Consider the following 16,541-nt stretch of genomic DNA (forward strand, 5'->3'; position numbering starts at 1 on the left):
TCATCTACCCTTTTCGACGGGAACGACTTTGGGAGGCGTGACGCCTTCGGGCATCACCAACTTGCCATCGGTGTTGATGTAACCGGAATTCTGCAGGGGTATCGGCACTGACGGGTCAGGACAGGCGCGATCGGTGCCGTCACCGCAAATGCCCATCAAGAAGTATGAGCGCTTCAGGATGTCCTCCGGCCACGGATCCTGATGCAGCGCGAACCACTGCGCGGGAAGGTTGTAGAGGACGAAGAAAAAGGCGCTGCAGGCCGCGAAGATCGCGAGGAAGCGTGTCAGCTGTTGCCTGGCGAACCCGCCGCGGACCTTGTCCAGCCCGCGTTCGACGAAGGTGCGGCCGCGATCGTCGGTGAAGTACCGCAGACAACAAAGACCAGCCTGGACACCACCCCACATGAGTCCTTCGTAAATCGGCCACTGGTAGTACGTTCCGGCGTTGACCGACAGGGCGCGGATGGCACCGGGATAGGTGAAAAGCCCCATCGGCATGAGGAACAAACCTTCTATGACGAAGTCGAAGAAGAACGTCCAGACGATCACCACGCCGATAAGGCCGAGGGCGTTGATGTTGGGCCAGCGCGACTTCGCTTTGCGCATCACCCAGCAGCCGAGCATCGTGCACAGCAGGACGAACGAGTAGCCGGGCGCATTCATCAAGAACGGCTCGGCCATCATGCGGCCGGGTTCGCCGAACGAAATCCAGCCAGGGATGTCTTGCACCCATGAGCCGCGGTTCCACATCCAGGTGTTGTAGGTGCTCCAAGTGCTGATGTAGTTGAGCAGCGGATCCTGGAAGAACAAAAGGCCGCAAGCTATCAGCAGCATCCCGTCGAGGGTGATTCGCCGCTCCCGCCGCCAGGGCCGGATGATGAACCACCAGATCGCGACTGGTAGACCGACGATGATCACGGCCGTCCAGGTGACCAGGATCGCCTTCATGTACATCGGCGGATCGCTCGGGCCGGGCGGGACCCGCTCGAAGTTCGGTCCGGTTATCCAGCTGATCCACACGTAGAGCTGGAAGAGCAGGATCGCGCCGCCGACCGCGGCCCAGATATGGATCGGTGCGATCTTCGAACGTGGTTGCGCGCCAAGCGATGTCGCTCCCGGTACCGGTTCGGTGACAGCGGGCTTTTTTTGCGTTAGGTCGCTCATGAGAAACCGTCTCCTCTGCACGTTTCGATCGCACGGGCCACACGTCTCACCGGAACTGGCTGATGCGCTGAAAATATACCAGCGGGTATCTAGATGACCAAGCGGTCAACTTTTGTGGCAAGATTGCCGCATGGTTGAGCCCTGGACACGGGAGCGACGCCTCGAGCGCACTCGTTCACTGTTGCTCGATGCCGCGGAAGAGGTGTTCGCTGAGAAAGGCTTCATTCCAGCGACTCTCGATGACATCGCCAAAGCGGCCGGGTACTCGAAGGGCGCGATCTACAAGTACTTCCCCACCAAGGAAGACCTCTTCCTGGCCGCTAGCGACCGGTATTGGCGGCGCTACTTCGACACCTTCACCGAGCTCATGTCTTCGGCAAGTCAGATTGGGGCGCACGAACTGGAGGAGATCGCTCGACGGTGGCGCCAGCTGAGTCGCGACCGTGGCGCTGAGCATGCGGCGCTTGGAGTGGAATTCAACCTCTACCTACTGCGCAACCCCGATGCGCGGAAACGTTTGGCCGACAAAAGAGCTGAGGTGGTCGCCGGACTGGCGAAGTACATCGTCGCCGGTGTCGACCGGCTCGGCGGCACGCTGCTGATCCCGCCGGCGACGTTCGCCCACATTCTCATTGCCACGACCGACGCCGTCGAGATGGGCAGTCAGTTAGACGACGTCGATCTCTATCGGCCGGTTGTCGAGATGTACGTGTCGGCGATCAAGATGCCCTGAGATCTCACCCGCCTCTCTGGAAAGGCACCACTTCCGGGAACTGTGCGCCCTCCGGAAGGACGAGGTGACCGTTGACGTCGATGTAACCGGAGCGCTTGGTGGGCATCGGCAGAACCGGATCCGGACACGGAGTATCGCTGCCCTCGCCACACACGCTGCCGCTGAAGTACGAGCGCTTCAGATGGTCTTCGGGCCACGGGTCGGAATGCAGGCCGATCCACTGCGCAGGAACGTTGTACAAGAAGAAGAAGGCGGCACTGGCCGCCGCGAAAATCGCGAGAAACCGGACGAGCTGCTGGGTGACGGCACCGCCTCGGACATGCTCCAGTCCCCGTTCGACGACCGTGCGGCCGCGGTCATCGGTGAAGAACCGCAGACAGCACAGCGCTGTCATCACGCCGCCCCACATCAGGCCCTCGTAGACCGGCCACTGGTGATAGGTGCCGGCGAACAGCGAAACCTTCCGGATCGCACCGGGATACGTGAAGAGTCCGATCGGCAACAGGACCAGACCCTCCATGACGAAGTCGAAGAAGAAGGAGAACACATATGTGACAAGAACCAGCCGGAAGGTACTGATGTTGGGCCAGCGCTGCTTGACCTTGCGCATCACCAGACATCCCACGATCAGGGTCACGAGAACCAGGGAATATCCCGGAGCGTTGATCGGGAGCGGTTCTGCGACCTGATGTCCGGGCGACTCGGGGGACACCCAACCGGGAACATGTGAGGACCACGATCCGCGATTCCACACCCAGGTGTTGTAGGTGCACCACGTGTTGACGTAGTTGAGAAATGGGTCTTGGAAAAAGAACAGACCGCAGGACACCAGCAGCATGCCGTCGAGCGTGATGCGCCGCTCACGCCGCCACGGTCTGATCAGAAACCACCAGATGGCGGCTGGAAAGCCCACAACCATGAAGGCCGCGTTGACCGTGAGCATGACCTTCATGAACGTGGGCGGGTCGGTGGGCCCGGCGGGAACCTGGACGAAGTACGGCCCGGTGATCCATCGGATCCACACGTACAGCTGCAGGATCAGCAGAGCGCCGCCGAAGAACGCCCAGATCTTGACCGGCTTACTGGGGGCCTGCGGTTGCGTACCGAGCGCGGCGGCCCCACCGAGAGACTCGGTGACGACGGGCTTGGTCTTACTGGACAGATCGCTCATGACGCCTCCCGGCTGCCTGCGGTATGACGAGAAAGGTACCAATGAGTATCTAGACGGCCAATGGGGATCTTCCAATTTTCTTCGGAACGTCGTCCGTGGTGTTTCGTCATGGGAAGCGATGCAGTCACCGAAATAGCCTGTCTGTCAATGGGTCCCGGTGTTCCGGAGGACGCGGCCGGCCGACTATGTCTTCGCGGTCAAGTCGTCGACGCTGACCGCGGCGTCGTGTGCGCCGGCGCGCCGCGTCAAATAGTCGACCTGAAGGTAGATCGCGAAGAGGACCAGGAAAGGCAGCACCGTGAAGGGCACGTTCTCGCCGATGAACTTGAACCAGAACCCGAACGCGCCTTGGCCGATGTGGGTGAAGCCAGAGCGCACCTCAGTGGCGTAATACACGCCGGTGCTGCTGATCAGCATGGCGGTTCCCGCGAAAGCCAGCCATAGACAACGAATTCGGGACTCGGTTGGCAGATCGGGTTTGATCAGGCGCGTCCACACGGCGAAGAGCATCACACCGACGAGCACACCCATGAACTCCAGCCCGAAGATCCAGTTGTTGCCGCTGGTGTAGCGCGAGTCGGTCAGCCCGTATTGCCACCACAGCCACTTCCAGCCCGGGTCGTCGGTGGGCTTCCACAGGCCGAATGGATGGCCGAGCAAAAAGACCAGTTCGTAGCCGATTTGACTGCCGGCGGTGTAGGGCAGGTACACCAGGACGAGCTCGGCTGCCTTCTCGAGTCGCGAGCGCTGCTCGCCTCGCGCCGTCCACAAGATCGCGAACGGCAGCAGGATCACCGGCACCCCGAACAGGAGGTTGGCCACGACGTCTGCGGTGAACGTCGGCGCGATGAACCCGAAACCGACACCCACGGTCATCAGGACGAACATGAAGCCCGTGATCGCCGCGACGGCGAGATAGATCCGCAGGCGGTGGGGTGCCCATGGTCGGGCGAGGTTCGGTTCCACTTCGGTGGTCGTCATGGGCCGATCCTTAATATCAACTACTTGCGATTGCTGGCGGAAGCATATACCGTCGGCGCTGCACGCCACCCCCGGAATACGCCGAACAGCACCAAAGACTTGCTGACTGTCAAGGCCCGAGTTCGGGGGCGCGCGCGGCATGACCCGGCCTGACCGCGTGGACAGGAGAAGCCAAATGGCCCGATTCCCCAAGCCGCCGGAGGGAAGCTGGACCCAGCACTACCCGCAGCTGGGCACCGAACCCGTCTCCTACGAGGACTCGATCAGCCCCGAGTTCTACGAGCTCGAGCGTCGCGCCATTTTCAAGCGGGCTTGGCTCAATGTCGGGCGGGTCGAACAGCTTCCGCGCAAGGGCGGCTATTTCACCAAAGAGCTCAAGGTGGTCAACACCTCGATCATCGTGGCGCGCAACATGTCCGGTGAGATCAAGGCGTACCACAACATCTGCCGCCATCGCGGCAACAAGCTCGTCTGGAATGACCTGCCGCTCGAGGAGACCAGCGGTACCTGCCGGCAGTTCACCTGCAAATACCACGGCTGGCGGTACGACCTCGACGGGAAGCTGACTTTCGTCCAGCAGGAAGAGGAGTTTTTCGACCTCGACAAGAGCCGCTACGGGCTCAAGGGCGTGCACTGCGACGTCTGGGAGGGCTTCATCTTCGTCAACTTCGCCGACGAACCCGAGCAGTCGTTGCGCGACTTCCTCGGCCCGATGATCACCAATCTGGAGGGCTATCCATTCGACAAGATGACGTCGCGCTGGAGCTATCGCTCGGAGGTGAAGGCGAACTGGAAGCTTTACATGGACGCGTTCCAGGAGTTCTACCACGCGCCGGTGCTGCACGCGAACCAGTCGCCCACCGCATACTCCAAGGCCGCAGCCGAGGCCGGGTTCGAAGCGCCGCACTACCGCATCGAAGGTCCGCATCGCCTGGTCAGCACCTCCGGGGTGCGGGCGTGGGAGATGAGCGACGAGATGCGCAAGCCGATCGAGGACATCTGTCGCAGCGGACTCTTCGGGCCATGGGAGAAACAGGACCTGGGGGAGATGCCGCCTGGCCTCAACCCCGCGAAATGTGATCCGTGGGGCCTGGACTCGTTCCAGCTGTTCCCCAACTTCGTGATCCTGTTCTGGGGCCAGGGCTGGTACCTGACCTACCACTACTGGCCGACGTCCTACAACAGCCACATCTTCGAGGGCAACCTGTATTTCCCACAGCCCCGCACCCCGCGTGAGCGGGTTGCTCAGGAACTGGCCGCGGTGTCGTTCAAGGAATACGGCCTGCAGGACGCGAACACGTTGGAAGCCACCCAGTCGATGATCGAATCGCGCGTGCTCGACGACTTCCTCCTGTGCGACCAGGAGGTACTGATCCGTCACCTCCACAAGGAGACGGCCGCATGGGTCGAGGACTATCAACGCAGGATGGCAGGGGTGTGACTTCAATGGACACCGTTACCGCGAAGCTGCCGCCCGAATTCGCTGACCTAGAGCCGTATTCCGACTGGTGCCTGCCAACCGAACCGGAGCGCTACGCCAAGCGGTTGGCCAGTTCGATGACCGAGATGCAGGCCTTCTATGACGCGATCACCGCACGGGCCGAGGAAGCGCTGGCCTACTGCGACAAATTCTCGTTGGACGACTTGCCCGAGGATGTGCTGAACCTGATGCACATGCTGTACTCGATGATCCAGGTGTCGTTCCCGGTCGAGTGCTGGAAGCAACCGAAGGTGCCCGACTCCGGCGCGACGTCGCTGGACTGCGTCGTCGAGCCCGTCCCGTGACGGAGCGAGGCTTGTCCGAGCGACCATCCAGCACCGGGCCGACCGTCCTGCGCGCCGCGCGCTGGGCTGACGTGGATGCCGGCGAAGTGCGGTCACCGGCCGTTGTAGTGGTGGACGGCGAGCGCATTGCAGCGGTGAATCCCGTTGAGCTGCCGAAGGATTCGGCCGACGACATCGATCTGGGCGACGTCACCTTGCTGCCCGGTCTGATGGACATGGAGCTGAACCTGCTCATCGGCGGCCCCGGCGGACCGGAGGGCCTGCCCAGCCCCATGCACGGCGTGCAGGACGATCCCGCCTACCGGACCCTGCGCGGAGCGGTCAACGCCCGCACCACGCTCGAAGCCGGGTTCACCACTGTCCGCAACCTGGGGCTGATGGTCAAGACCGGGGGCTACCTCCTCGACGTCGCGCTGCAGCGCGCGATCGACCAGGGCTGGCACATCGGCCCACGCATTTATCCGGCCGGCCATGCGGTGACGCCCTACGGGGGGCATCTCGACCCGACGGTGTTCCAACGCCTTGCGCCCGGCATCATGCCGCTGTCGGTGGCAGAGGGGATCGCCAACGGCGTCGACGATGTGCGCGCCTGCGTGCGATACCAAATTCGGCACGGCGCCAAGCTGATCAAGGTGTCCGCATCGGGCGGCGTCATGTCGCACAGCACCGCGCCAGGCGCGCAGCAGTATTCGGACGAAGAGTTCGCCGCGATCGCCGACGAGGCGCACAGAGCCGGGGTCCGGGTCGCCGCGCATGCTGTGGGGGACAGCTCGATTCGGGCGTGCATCCGCGCCGGCATCGACTGCATCGAGCATGGGTTCCTGGCTTCCGACGACACCATCAAGATGATGGCCGACACCGGCACGTTTCTGGTGTCGACCACCTACCTCACGGAGGCGATGGCCGTCGACCGGATCGCCCCGGAGTTGCGCAAGAAGGCCGAAGAGGTGTTCCCCCGCGCGCAGTCGATGCTGCCGAAGGCGATCGCCGCCGGTGTGCGGATCGCCTGTGGCACGGATGCCCCGGCAATCCCGCACGGACAGAACGCAAAGGAGCTGTGCGCGTTGGTATCTCGCGGCATGACGCCGATGCAGGCCGTGCGCGCGGCGACGGTCACCAGCGCAGAGCTCATCGACGCCGATGACGAGCTCGGCCGCATCGCTCCCGGCTACTTGGCAGATCTCATCGCCGTGCCGGGCGACCCGTCACGCGACATCTCCACCACGCTCGATGTGCAGTTCGTGATGAAGAACGGCCAGATCTTCAAGCGATAGCGTCTAGCGAGGGAACGGGTATGGAACAGACCGACAACATCCTGTGGCTGCTCAAGCAGGCGTGGTACTTCGCATTGACCACCGTAAACGACTCGGTGAGCGACCACGGTGTGAGCACCGCGCAGATCGGCATGCTGCGCCAGCTGGCCGCCGAACCCGGGCTGTCGGGTGCCGAGTTGGCCCGGCGTCTGCTCATCAGCCCGCAGGGTGTGCAGCTGGCCTTGAAGGAACTCGAGCGGCGCGGATTGGTGGAGCGCAAGCAGGACCCGCAACATGGCCGGATACTTCAGGCCTTCCTGACCGATCGGGGCCGCGAGGTTGCCGAGGCTGTGGTCAACGACGCGATCGATGCCCACCACAAGGTGTTCGGGGTGCTCAACAGCGCCGAGCAGAAGACGCTGCGCGAGCTGCTCGGCCGCGTGATCGAAGAGGGCACTGGCCACAAGCTGCACGTAGACCACATCGACCCCCAATAGTAAGTACTTGATATTTATGACAAGTACTTGATATCTTTGACGACGATGAGCGGGGATACAGAAGTCGACGGGTTCGCGCCGCTGCGCATCAAGCGCGTGGTGCGGGAGACGCCCGACGCGGTGTCTCTCGTGCTCGACGTTCCGGAGCACTGCTCCTCGAAATTCCGGTATCAGGCCGGCCAGTTCCTGACGCTTCGCGTCAACGTCGACGGTCAAGAGCTCCGTCGCTGCTATTCGATGTCTTCCGCGCCCGTGGAGGACGATCTGCAGATCACCGTCAAACGCGATCCCGGCGGGCTGGTCTCCAACTGGCTCAACGACACCGCGTCCGAAGGCAAAGAAATCCACGCCGCACCGCCGGAGGGGCGGTTCGTGCTGCGGGAGACCTCCGACGACATCGTGGCGTTCGCCGGTGGCAGCGGCATCACCCCGATCATGTCGCTCGTGCGAACGGCGTTGGCCGAATCGTCTCGGCGAATCCGCTTGTTCTACGCCAACCGCAGCCGTGAGTCGGTGATCTTCGCCGACGCGCTGGCCCGGCTGGCCGACAGCCATGCCGACCGGTTGACCGTGGTGCATCACTTCGACGAAGACGCCGGCGTCGTGACACCGTCGGCCATCGAAGCTTTTGTCGCCGGTGCCGGGGCGGCTGACTACTACATCTGCGGTCCCGCTGCGTTCATGGACACCGTGGAGAACACGGTCCTGACTTCAGGCGCGCCGCGCGAGCGGGTGCACCTGGAGCGTTTCGAGGTGGCGCCGGCGCCTGCCGATGTCCTCGACAGCGCCGCGGCAGAGACCGAAGAGGTGGTCATCGAACTGGATCGCCGCAAGACCACGGTGCCGTACCGGGCGGGCAACACGTTGCTGCAGACCGCACGAACCGCCGGTCTGCGCGCACCGTCGTCATGTGAAACCGGTTCGTGCGGAACGTGTATGGCCCGAATCGTCGAAGGCAGCGCCAGGATGCTCAACAACGATGCGCTGGACGACGACGAGGTGGCCGAGGGCTGGGTGCTGACGTGCCAATCGCTACCGACCAGCCGGACAGTCCACGTGGTCTACGAGTAGCCGAGAAGGGTTGAGAATGAGGCGGATTCGATGAACCGAGTAGCGGTGGTGACCGGCGGTGCGTCGGGCATGGGGCAAGCGACGTGTCACGAGCTCGGCAGGCTCGGGCGTAAGGTCGCTGTTCTCGACCTCGACGGCGACGCAGCGCAGCGGGTGGCCGAAGAGCTGCGGGCGGAGGGCGTGACGGCGCTGGGCGTCGCAGCCGACGTCAGCGACCGCGCCGCCGTGGAGGAAGCCTTCGCCAAGATCCGCAGCGAATTGGGGCCAGTGCACATTCTGGTCACCAGCGCCGGCGCAGTGGATTTCGCGCCGTTCACCGAGATCACACCTGCGGCGTGGCAGCGGCTGATCGACGTGAACCTCACCGGCACGTTCCACTGTTGTCAGCTGGCGGTGCCGGACATGCTCGAGGCGAAATGGGGCCGGATTGTGATGATTTCGTCGTCCAGCGCGCAGCGCGGTTCACCGGGGATGGCCCACTACGCCGCGTCCAAGGGGGCGCTACTGTCGCTGACCCGCTCCCTGGCGCGTGAATACGGCCCGGCCGGCATCACGGTCAACAACATTCCGCCGTCGGGCATCGAGACGCCCATGCAACACCAGTCGCAAGCCGCCGGCCACCTGCCGCCGAATGAGCAGATGGCGGCAAGTATCCCCGTGGGACATCTGGGGACGGGGCAAGACATCGCGGCGGCGGTGGGCTTTTTGTGCTCAGAGGCGGCCGGCTTCATCACCGGCCAGACTCTGGGCGTCAACGGCGGTTCGGTGATGTGATGAGTTTTCAAGCAGCACAGGGAGGTTCGCATGGGTAAGTGGCCTAAGCCGGTCGAGGGCAGCTGGACCGAACACTATCCGGAACTGGGCACCGGACCGATCTCGTTTCGTGACTCGATCTCGCCCGAGTTCTACGAACTCGAGCGCGAGGCGGTCTTCAAGCGGGCATGGCTCAACGTCGGGCGGGTCGAGGATGTGCCGCGGGTGGGCAGCTACTTCACCAAGGAGATCGAGGCTGCCAGAACGTCGGTGATCGTGGTCAAGGGCAAGGATGAACAGATCCGTGCCTTTTACAACATCTGCCGGCACCGCGGAAACAAGTTGGTGTGGAACGACTTTCCCAGCGAGGAAGTCAAGGGCACCTGCCGCCAGTTCACCTGCAAGTACCACGGGTGGCGCTACGACCTCACGGGGCAACTGAAGTTCGTGCAGCAGCAGGGCGAGTTCTTCGACCTGGACCCGTCACGGTACGGGTTGAAGCTGGTGCACTGCGATGTGTGGAACGGCTTCATCTTCATCAACTTCGACCCCGAGCCGCGGTGGAGCCTGCGGGAGTACTTGGGTCCCATGATCACAGCGCTCGACGACTATCCGTTCCACCTGATGACGGAGCGTTACGAATTCGAAGCGCACAACAACAGCAACTGGAAGATCTTCGCCGACGCGTTCCAGGAGTACTACCACGTGCCGTCGCTGCACAGCCAACAGGTGCCGAGCGCGGTGCGTCAGCCCAACCAGTCATTCGAGTGCGGGCACTTCCAGATCGACGGGCCGCACCGGCTGGTGTCCACGGCGGGCACCCGGCGGTGGCTGCTGGCACCGGAATACATGTATCCGGTCGAACGGATCACGCGCAGCGGGCTGGTGGGGCCGTGGCGGACACCGGAGACGCACCAGTCGGCCGGGCTGAACCCGGGCGGTATCGAGCCGTGGGGCATCACCAATTTCCAGATCTTTCCCAACCTGGAAATCCTCATCTACCACGGCTGGTACCTCCTGTACCGCTACTGGCCGACGTCGCACAACACTCATAAGTTCGAGGCGTACAACGCTTTTCATCCGGCGCGCACCGTCCGTGAGCGCATCGAACACGAGGTGGCGTCGGTGGTGCTCAAGGAATTCGCGTTGCAGGACGCGGGCATGCTGGGCGGGACGCAGGCGGCGCTGGAGTACGGCTTGGGAGAACCGGTAGTCGACGACTATCCGCTGAGCGATCAGGAGATCCTGGTCCGTCATCTGCACCACGAGGCGGTCAAATGGGTCGAGGAGTACAAGAACGAACGCGCTCCGGTGGGGGTGTGACCATGGCCGAGTCGAAATTGCCAAGCGCATTCGCCGAATTCGAGCCGTTTGCCGAAAAATGGTGTCTGGCAACAGAACCCGAACGCTGGGCGATGCGCCTGGCTACCCCGATGACCGAGATCCGAGAGTTCTACGACGCGTTCTCGCCCCGCTTCGAAGAGGCCATCGACTACTGCGACAAGTTCACTCTCGACGACATCCCCGACGATGCGCTCAACCTGCTGCACCTCGTCTACTCGATGATCATGGTGTCGATGGCCGTCGAAATCTTCGGCACCCAGAAACCCACCGACTCCGCTGACGCGGAACTTCACCGCGTCAGCGCGCCGGTGCCGTGACGGACAGGACCAGATGATCATGAGTCTGCTGACAATCACCAAGCTCACCGCCTCGGTCGGGGCGGAGGTGTCAGGGGTGGACCGAGAGTCGCTGGCTACCAACGACGGTGTCGCCCAAGCCGTGCTCGAAGCTTTGGAAGACAACGGCGTGCTGGTGTTCCCGGGTCTGCATCTGGACCCGCAGACGCAAGTGGATTTCTGCCGGCGTCTCGGCGAGGTCGATCATTCCTCCGACGGCCACCATCCCGTCCCGGGCATCTACCCGGTGACGCTGGACAAATCGAAGAACTCGTCGGCGGCCTACTTGCGCGCGACGTTCGACTGGCACATCGACGGCTGCACGCCGACCAACGGCGAACCACCACAGAAAGCCACGGTGTTGTCCGCGGTCCAAGTGGCCGACCGCGGGGGAGAAACCGAGTTCGCCAGCTCCTACGGCGCCTACGAGGAACTGAGCGATGACGAGAAGGAGCGCTTCGCGTCGCTTCGGGTGGTGCATTCCCTGGAGGCGTCGCAGCGCCGCGTCAACCCGAACCCGACCGCCGAAGAGCTGGCGCGCTGGCGGGCCCGCCCAACTCACGAGCACCCGCTGGTGTGGACCCACCGCAGCGGACGCAAGTCGCTGGTGCTCGGCGCCTCGGCCGACTACATAGTCGGGATGGATCTGGACGAGGGCCGGGCGCTGCTGGCCGACCTGTTGGATCGGGCCACTCGCGCAGACAAGGTTTACAGCCATCGCTGGTCCGTAGGCGACACCGTGATCTGGGACAACCGCGGGGTGCTGCACCGGGCCGCGCCCTATGACCCGAACTCGCCCCGGGAGATGCTGCGCACCACGGTGCTGGGTGACGAGCCGATTCAGTGATCGCGCGGCGGCGTAGCTAGGCGGTGGGGCCCTCGTTGACGGCGGCGCGCAGACTGTGAAAATCTAATACTCAAAGATGAGAGTCACGTTCTCGTCACACGAGATCGTCGGAAACGGAGTAGCACATGGCGGAGGATCTGGCGGAGGATTTGACCAGGGTCGACTTCTTCCGGGACGGCCGTCTGACCGATGACCCGTACCCGTTCTACGAGGCGCTCCGCAACAAATGCCCGGTCACCCGCGAAGAGCATTACGGCGTCACGATGGTGACCGGTTGGCAGGAGGCCGTCGACGTCTACAACGACGCGGAGACGTTCTCGTCGTGCATCTCGGTGACTGGGCCGTTTCCGGGCTTTCCGGTACCGCTCGAAGGTGACGACGTCACCGAGATCATCAAGGAGCACCGCGACGAGATCCCGTTCAGCGACCAGTTGCCGACGCTGGATCCGCCGACCCACACCAACCACCGCGCCCTGCTGATGCGGCTGATCACACCGAAGCGTCTCAAGGAGAACGAGGACGCGATGTGGCAGCTCGCCGACGACATCCTCGACGACTTCCTGGCGCCAGGGCAGGGCGAGTTCATCAAGGGGTTCGCCGGCCCGTTCACGTTGCGCGTGATCGCTGATCTGCTCGGCGTGCCCGACGAGGACCGTCCCGAGTTGTTGGAGCGGCTCGCGCGGGGCACCCACGGCAGCGGGCTGGGCAATGCGGACAAGACTTTGGCCAAGACCCCGCTGGAATACCTTTATGACGTCTTCGCCACGTACATCGAAGACCGTCGGCGCGAGCCCCGCGACGACGTGCTGACCGGACTGGCCACCGCGACGTTCCCGGACGGGACGGTGCCCGACGTCGGTGACGTGGTGCGGGTGGCCACCAACGTCTTCTCCGCTGGGCAGGAGACCACTGTGCGTCTGCTCGGCACCGCGATGAAGGTGCTCGGTGACCGTCCCGACATCCAACGCAGGCTGCGCGACGACCGAAGCCTGCTGCCGAACTTCATCGAAGAGTGCCTTCGCATCGAAAGCCCGGTGAAGGGCGACTTCCGGTTGTCACGGGTGCCCACCACCGTCGGCGAGCAGCCCCTCGGCGCCGGCTGCACGGTGATGGTGATCAACGGTGCGGCCAACCGCGACCCGCGCCGCTTCGAGGACCCCGACGTCTTCGACCCCGAGCGCAAGAACGCCCGCCAGCACCTGGCGTTCGGCCGCGGCATCCACAGTTGCCCCGGTGCGCCGCTGGCGCGCGCCGAGACGCGCGTCGGGCTCGAGCGGTTGCTGGACCGCACCACCGACATCCGCATCAGCGAGGCGCACCACGGTCCGCCGAATAACCGCCGCTACCAATACATTCCGACCTACATTCTGCGTGGGCTCACCGAGCTGCACATCGAATTCGACCTGGCGGCTAACGGAGGTGGCCGGTGAAGGTCGCCGTCGACGAGGACCGCTGCCGAGGCCACGGCATGTGTCTGACGCTGTGCCCCGATGTGTTCCACATGACCGACGACGGCTACGCCGTCGCAGATCCCGCCGAGGTGCCCGACGGGCTCGAAGACGCGGCCAAGGACGCGATTGCCAACTGCCCCGAGCAGGCGATCGTCGAAACCGACTGACAATCAGGGAGATTCAGTGCCAAAGGGTTATATCCTCATCACCGAGGACGTCAAAGATCCGGCTGGAATGGCCGAGTACGCCAAGCTGGCCGGGAAGGCGATGGCCGGGTCCACGCTGCTGGCGTTCGACCAGAACCCTGAGGTGCTCGAGGGCCAATGGCATGGCACGCAGACCGTGCTGCTGGAGTTCGAATCGGTCGATGCCGCCCGTGAGTGGTACAACTCCGACGCCTACCAGCAAGCGGTCAAGCTGCGCCAAAAGGCTGCCGACTGCAACGGCGTGATCCTCTCCGGCCTCTGAGCTTCCGCGGGCCGAATCAGGTCAGCACGCGGACGGGTACATGCGACCAGCCTGCGACGTTCTGCATTGTCACCCGTCGGCACTCATCCCAGAAGACCTCGTAGCGCGGCATGAAGTCGAGCAGCTTCTCGAGTGCTATCGCGCTTTCCATCCGGGCCAGCGCCGCACCGAGACAGCTGTGCACCCCGTAGCCGAAGCCGAGGTTCTGCGCCTCGGTGCGGTCGCGGTCGATGTCGAATTTGTCGGCGTCGGTGAACGCTTCGGGGTCCCGGTTCGCCGAACCGCCGAGCAGCAGTACCGGTTTGCCCGCCGGAATGGTCACGCCGTGCAGCTGGACGTCGCGCATGGACCGTCGCACGTTGTACTGGTTCGGTGCCTCGTAGCGCAGCAGCTCTTCGACAGCGGCCGGGATCTTGCTGCGGTCGTCGAGCAGTTTCTGCCACTGGTCGGGGTTGCGGGCGAAGGTGACGGCGGCATTGCCCACCAGCTTGGTGACAGTCTCGGCGCCGGCTCCGCCCAATAATGTTGCAAAGCTGGCGATTTCGAAATCGTCGAGTTGGCGCTGCTGGCCGTGCTCGTCCTGAATTTCGGCTGCGATCAAGCGGCTGAACATGTCGTCGCGAGGCTGCGCCCGCCGCTCCTGGATCAGCTGGTAATACAGCGCGAACGTTTCGCCGACGGCCTGCAGGCCCTGCTCGGACATCTCGACCTGCCCGGGCTCACGGTGCAACGTCGTGTCGACCCATTCGCGGACCTTCTGCCGGTATTCCGCAGGGACACCGAGCATCTGGGTGATGATCTCGACCGGGAACAACGCGGAGAAGTCCTGCACGACGTCGAACCGTTCGGGATTGGCGTCGGCGATGTAGCGCTCGATCGTGTCAGTGACCATGGGCCGCAACGCCTCGATCGCCCGCGGCGTGAAGACCTTGTTGATCAGGCTGCGCATCTGGCGGTGCTCGGGCGGATCCATCACGATGATGGCCTTCATAGGCGGTGGCTCAGCGGCTTTCACCATCGCCAAGTCCAGTCCGTATGCCGACGAGTAGGTCTCGTAATCCTTGAACGCGGCCGCCACGTCTTCGTGCCGGGACAGGGCGTAGAAATCGTACTGCTCGTTGTAATACACCGGCGCTTCCTCCCGCAGGCGCCGGTAGATCTCCCAAGGCCCGTTGAAGAACTCCTCGGAGAACGGGTCGAAGACCAGTTTCGTTGTGGTCATTGGCTGCTCACTCGTCGCTGATCGATATCGCCTGACGCGGACATTGCCGAACGGCCTCCTTGACCTGACTCTCGTTTTCGGGTGTGACCTCCTCCTGGAGGACGTGAAGGTAGTCCTGGTCGTCGAGTTCGAACACTTCCGGGATGATGCCCATGCACACCCCGTTGCTTTCGCAGAGGCCGAAGTCGACCTTGATCTTCTTCGTCATTTCACAACCCTCACTGGCACTCGGTGGTATCCGGCGACGTTTTGCATGTGCACGCGCTCCAGGCCGTCGAAGTCGACCTCGTAGCGCGGCATGAAGTCGAGCAGGTGCTCGAGTGCGATGGTCGTCTCCAGCCGTGCCAGGGCCGCACCGAGGCAGCTGTGGATGCCGTAGCCCAGGCCGAGGTGCGGAGCCTGGGTACGGTCGCGGGTGATATTGAATGTCTCGGCGTCGTCGAATGCGCGCGGGTCACGATTGGCGGCCGCTTTCATCAGGAACACCGGCTTATTCGCGGGAATCGTGCCGCTGGGCACTTCGGCTTCCTTCAGTGTGTAGCGCACGTTGTACTGGACCGGGCCTACGTAACGCAGTAACTCCTCGACGGCGGCGGGTACCAGGCTGCGGTCGTCGAGCAACATCTCCCACTGCTCGGGATGCCGCGCGAATTCGACTACGGCACTGCCGACCAACTTGGTCACGGTCTCGGCGCCCGCGCCGCCCAATAGCGCGACGAAGCCGGTGATTTCGATGTCGTCGAGCTTGCGCATTTGGCCGTTGTCGCCGGGTATCTCGGCGGCGATCAGCCGGCTGATCATGTCGTCTTGCGGGTTCTGCCGACGCTCCTGCACCAGGCTGTAGTAGTAGACCCCGGCGTCCATGTTGGCTTGGATGTTCTCTTCGGACATCTCGATCTGTCCTGGCTTGACTTCCAGACCCTTGTCGATCCAGTGCCGGACCTGCTGGCGGTAGTCCTCCGGCACCCCGGCCATCCTGGTGATCACCTCCACCGGGAACGGGCCGGAGAAGTCCTGAACCACGTCGAAGTTGTCGGGATCCACCTTGGACAGGAAGTGCTCGACCAGTTCGACGACGGTTTCACGCTGCGACTGGATGGCCCGCGGAGTGAACGCCTTGTTGAGCAGGCTGCGCATGAAGCGGTGTTCCGGCGGATCCATGAAGATGATCGATTTCTGGAATCCCTCGCCGGACTTGATCATCGACAGGTGGCACCCACGGGTGGAGGAGAACGATTCGTGGTCCTTTAGAGCCGCCGCCACGTCCGCATACCGGGTCAGCGCGTAGAAGTCCTCGTCCTCGTCGTAGTAGATCGGAGTCTCGTCGCGCATCCGCCGATAAATCTCGTACGGATTGTCGAAGTACTCTTGCGAATACGGGTTGAACACGAGTTTCGGCTTGGTCATGGTTTCCTCTTTCGCGGCGGGCTGATGACCTGGAGAAGCCGTATCGCAGGACGATCTGG

General features: G+C 63.4%; 19 protein-coding genes. 13 read left to right on the forward strand and 6 right to left on the reverse strand.

Annotation, left to right across the window (positions count from 1 at the left end; genetic code table 11):
• Positions 1-1,164, reverse strand: coding sequence for a spirocyclase AveC family protein (locus tag AC5Y39_RS03045; RefSeq protein ID WP_500015335.1), 1,164 nt, complete (start codon positions 1,162-1,164; stop codon positions 1-3).
• A 130-nt stretch (positions 1,165-1,294) separates the two neighbouring features.
• On the opposite strand from AC5Y39_RS03045, the gene AC5Y39_RS03050 reads away from it, so the two are divergent.
• A complete protein-coding gene (locus tag AC5Y39_RS03050) occupies positions 1,295-1,897 on the forward strand; it encodes a TetR/AcrR family transcriptional regulator (protein WP_500015333.1) in 603 nt (200 codons plus the stop codon).
• 4 nt (positions 1,898-1,901) lie between these two features.
• On the opposite strand, the gene AC5Y39_RS03055 is transcribed toward AC5Y39_RS03050, so the two are convergent.
• Both AC5Y39_RS03055 and AC5Y39_RS03060 read right to left on the reverse strand, forming a co-directional pair.
• A complete protein-coding gene (locus AC5Y39_RS03055; protein WP_500015332.1) occupies positions 1,902-3,068 on the reverse strand; it encodes a spirocyclase AveC family protein in 1,167 nt (388 codons plus the stop codon).
• A gap of 183 nt (positions 3,069-3,251) precedes the next feature.
• Positions 3,252-4,049 carry an emopamil-binding protein gene (locus AC5Y39_RS03060; protein ID WP_500015331.1) on the reverse strand — a complete coding sequence of 266 codons (798 nt, stop codon included), beginning with the start codon at positions 4,047-4,049 and terminating at the stop codon, positions 3,252-3,254.
• Positions 4,050-4,224: 175 nt separating this feature from the next.
• Between AC5Y39_RS03060 and AC5Y39_RS03065 the strand changes: the two genes are divergently transcribed.
• The 12 genes from AC5Y39_RS03065 to AC5Y39_RS03120 all read left to right on the forward strand — a co-directional run bounded on the left by AC5Y39_RS03065 (position 4,225) and on the right by AC5Y39_RS03120 (position 13,853).
• The gene (locus AC5Y39_RS03065) at positions 4,225-5,490 is read left to right on the forward strand and encodes an aromatic ring-hydroxylating oxygenase subunit alpha (protein ID WP_500015329.1); all 1,266 of its coding nucleotides are present in this window, start codon (positions 4,225-4,227) and stop codon (positions 5,488-5,490) included.
• A 5-nt stretch (positions 5,491-5,495) separates the two neighbouring features.
• Complete coding sequence (locus AC5Y39_RS03070) at positions 5,496-5,834, forward strand: hypothetical protein (RefSeq protein WP_499909031.1); 339 nt, start codon at positions 5,496-5,498, stop codon at positions 5,832-5,834.
• A gap of 11 nt (positions 5,835-5,845) precedes the next feature.
• Entirely contained in the window at positions 5,846-7,108 is a 1,263-nt protein-coding gene (locus AC5Y39_RS03075; protein ID WP_500015327.1) for a metal-dependent hydrolase family protein, read from the forward strand.
• Between the two features lie 20 nt (positions 7,109-7,128).
• Positions 7,129-7,584, forward strand: coding sequence for a MarR family winged helix-turn-helix transcriptional regulator (locus AC5Y39_RS03080; RefSeq protein WP_500015325.1), 456 nt, complete (start codon positions 7,129-7,131; stop codon positions 7,582-7,584).
• Positions 7,585-7,629: 45 nt separating this feature from the next.
• Positions 7,630-8,655 (forward strand): 2Fe-2S iron-sulfur cluster-binding protein, encoded by a 1,026-nt coding sequence (locus AC5Y39_RS03085; RefSeq protein WP_500015323.1) that lies wholly within the window; start codon positions 7,630-7,632, stop codon positions 8,653-8,655.
• Between the two features lie 30 nt (positions 8,656-8,685).
• The gene (locus AC5Y39_RS03090) at positions 8,686-9,429 is read left to right on the forward strand and encodes an SDR family NAD(P)-dependent oxidoreductase (protein ID WP_500015321.1); all 744 of its coding nucleotides are present in this window, start codon (positions 8,686-8,688) and stop codon (positions 9,427-9,429) included.
• Between the two features lie 30 nt (positions 9,430-9,459).
• Positions 9,460-10,731 (forward strand): aromatic ring-hydroxylating oxygenase subunit alpha, encoded by a 1,272-nt coding sequence (locus AC5Y39_RS03095; protein WP_500015319.1) that lies wholly within the window; start codon positions 9,460-9,462, stop codon positions 10,729-10,731.
• 2 nt (positions 10,732-10,733) lie between these two features.
• Positions 10,734-11,069, forward strand: a complete 336-nt coding sequence (locus tag AC5Y39_RS03100) for a hypothetical protein (protein WP_500015317.1) — start codon at positions 10,734-10,736, stop codon at positions 11,067-11,069.
• A gap of 19 nt (positions 11,070-11,088) precedes the next feature.
• The gene (locus tag AC5Y39_RS03105) at positions 11,089-11,934 is read left to right on the forward strand and encodes a TauD/TfdA dioxygenase family protein (RefSeq protein ID WP_500015315.1); all 846 of its coding nucleotides are present in this window, start codon (positions 11,089-11,091) and stop codon (positions 11,932-11,934) included.
• 137 nt (positions 11,935-12,071) lie between these two features.
• Positions 12,072-13,364: a cytochrome P450 gene (locus AC5Y39_RS03110; protein ID WP_500015603.1), complete on the forward strand. Its 1,293-nt coding sequence runs from the start codon at positions 12,072-12,074 to the stop codon at positions 13,362-13,364.
• Positions 13,361-13,552 (forward strand): ferredoxin, encoded by a 192-nt coding sequence (locus AC5Y39_RS03115; protein ID WP_499909015.1) that lies wholly within the window; start codon positions 13,361-13,363, stop codon positions 13,550-13,552. The genes AC5Y39_RS03110 and AC5Y39_RS03115 overlap by 4 nt, the downstream gene beginning before the upstream one ends.
• Before the next feature lie 16 nt (positions 13,553-13,568).
• The gene (locus AC5Y39_RS03120; protein ID WP_500015313.1) at positions 13,569-13,853 is read left to right on the forward strand and encodes a DUF1330 domain-containing protein; all 285 of its coding nucleotides are present in this window, start codon (positions 13,569-13,571) and stop codon (positions 13,851-13,853) included.
• Between the two features lie 16 nt (positions 13,854-13,869).
• On the opposite strand, the gene AC5Y39_RS03125 is transcribed toward AC5Y39_RS03120, so the two are convergent.
• From AC5Y39_RS03125 to AC5Y39_RS03135, 3 genes are read right to left on the reverse strand one after another with little or no spacing between them, the layout of a single operon-like run.
• Positions 13,870-15,075 (reverse strand): cytochrome P450, encoded by a 1,206-nt coding sequence (locus AC5Y39_RS03125; RefSeq protein WP_500015311.1) that lies wholly within the window; start codon positions 15,073-15,075, stop codon positions 13,870-13,872.
• 7 nt (positions 15,076-15,082) lie between these two features.
• A complete protein-coding gene (locus AC5Y39_RS03130) occupies positions 15,083-15,283 on the reverse strand; it encodes a ferredoxin (protein ID WP_500015309.1) in 201 nt (66 codons plus the stop codon).
• Positions 15,280-16,482, reverse strand: coding sequence for a cytochrome P450 (locus AC5Y39_RS03135; RefSeq protein ID WP_500015307.1), 1,203 nt, complete (start codon positions 16,480-16,482; stop codon positions 15,280-15,282). Before AC5Y39_RS03135 ends, AC5Y39_RS03130 begins: the two co-directional genes overlap by 4 nt.
• Positions 16,483-16,541 lie beyond the last annotated feature (59 nt).

Source organism: Mycobacterium sp. NGS39 (genome assembly GCF_059812765.1).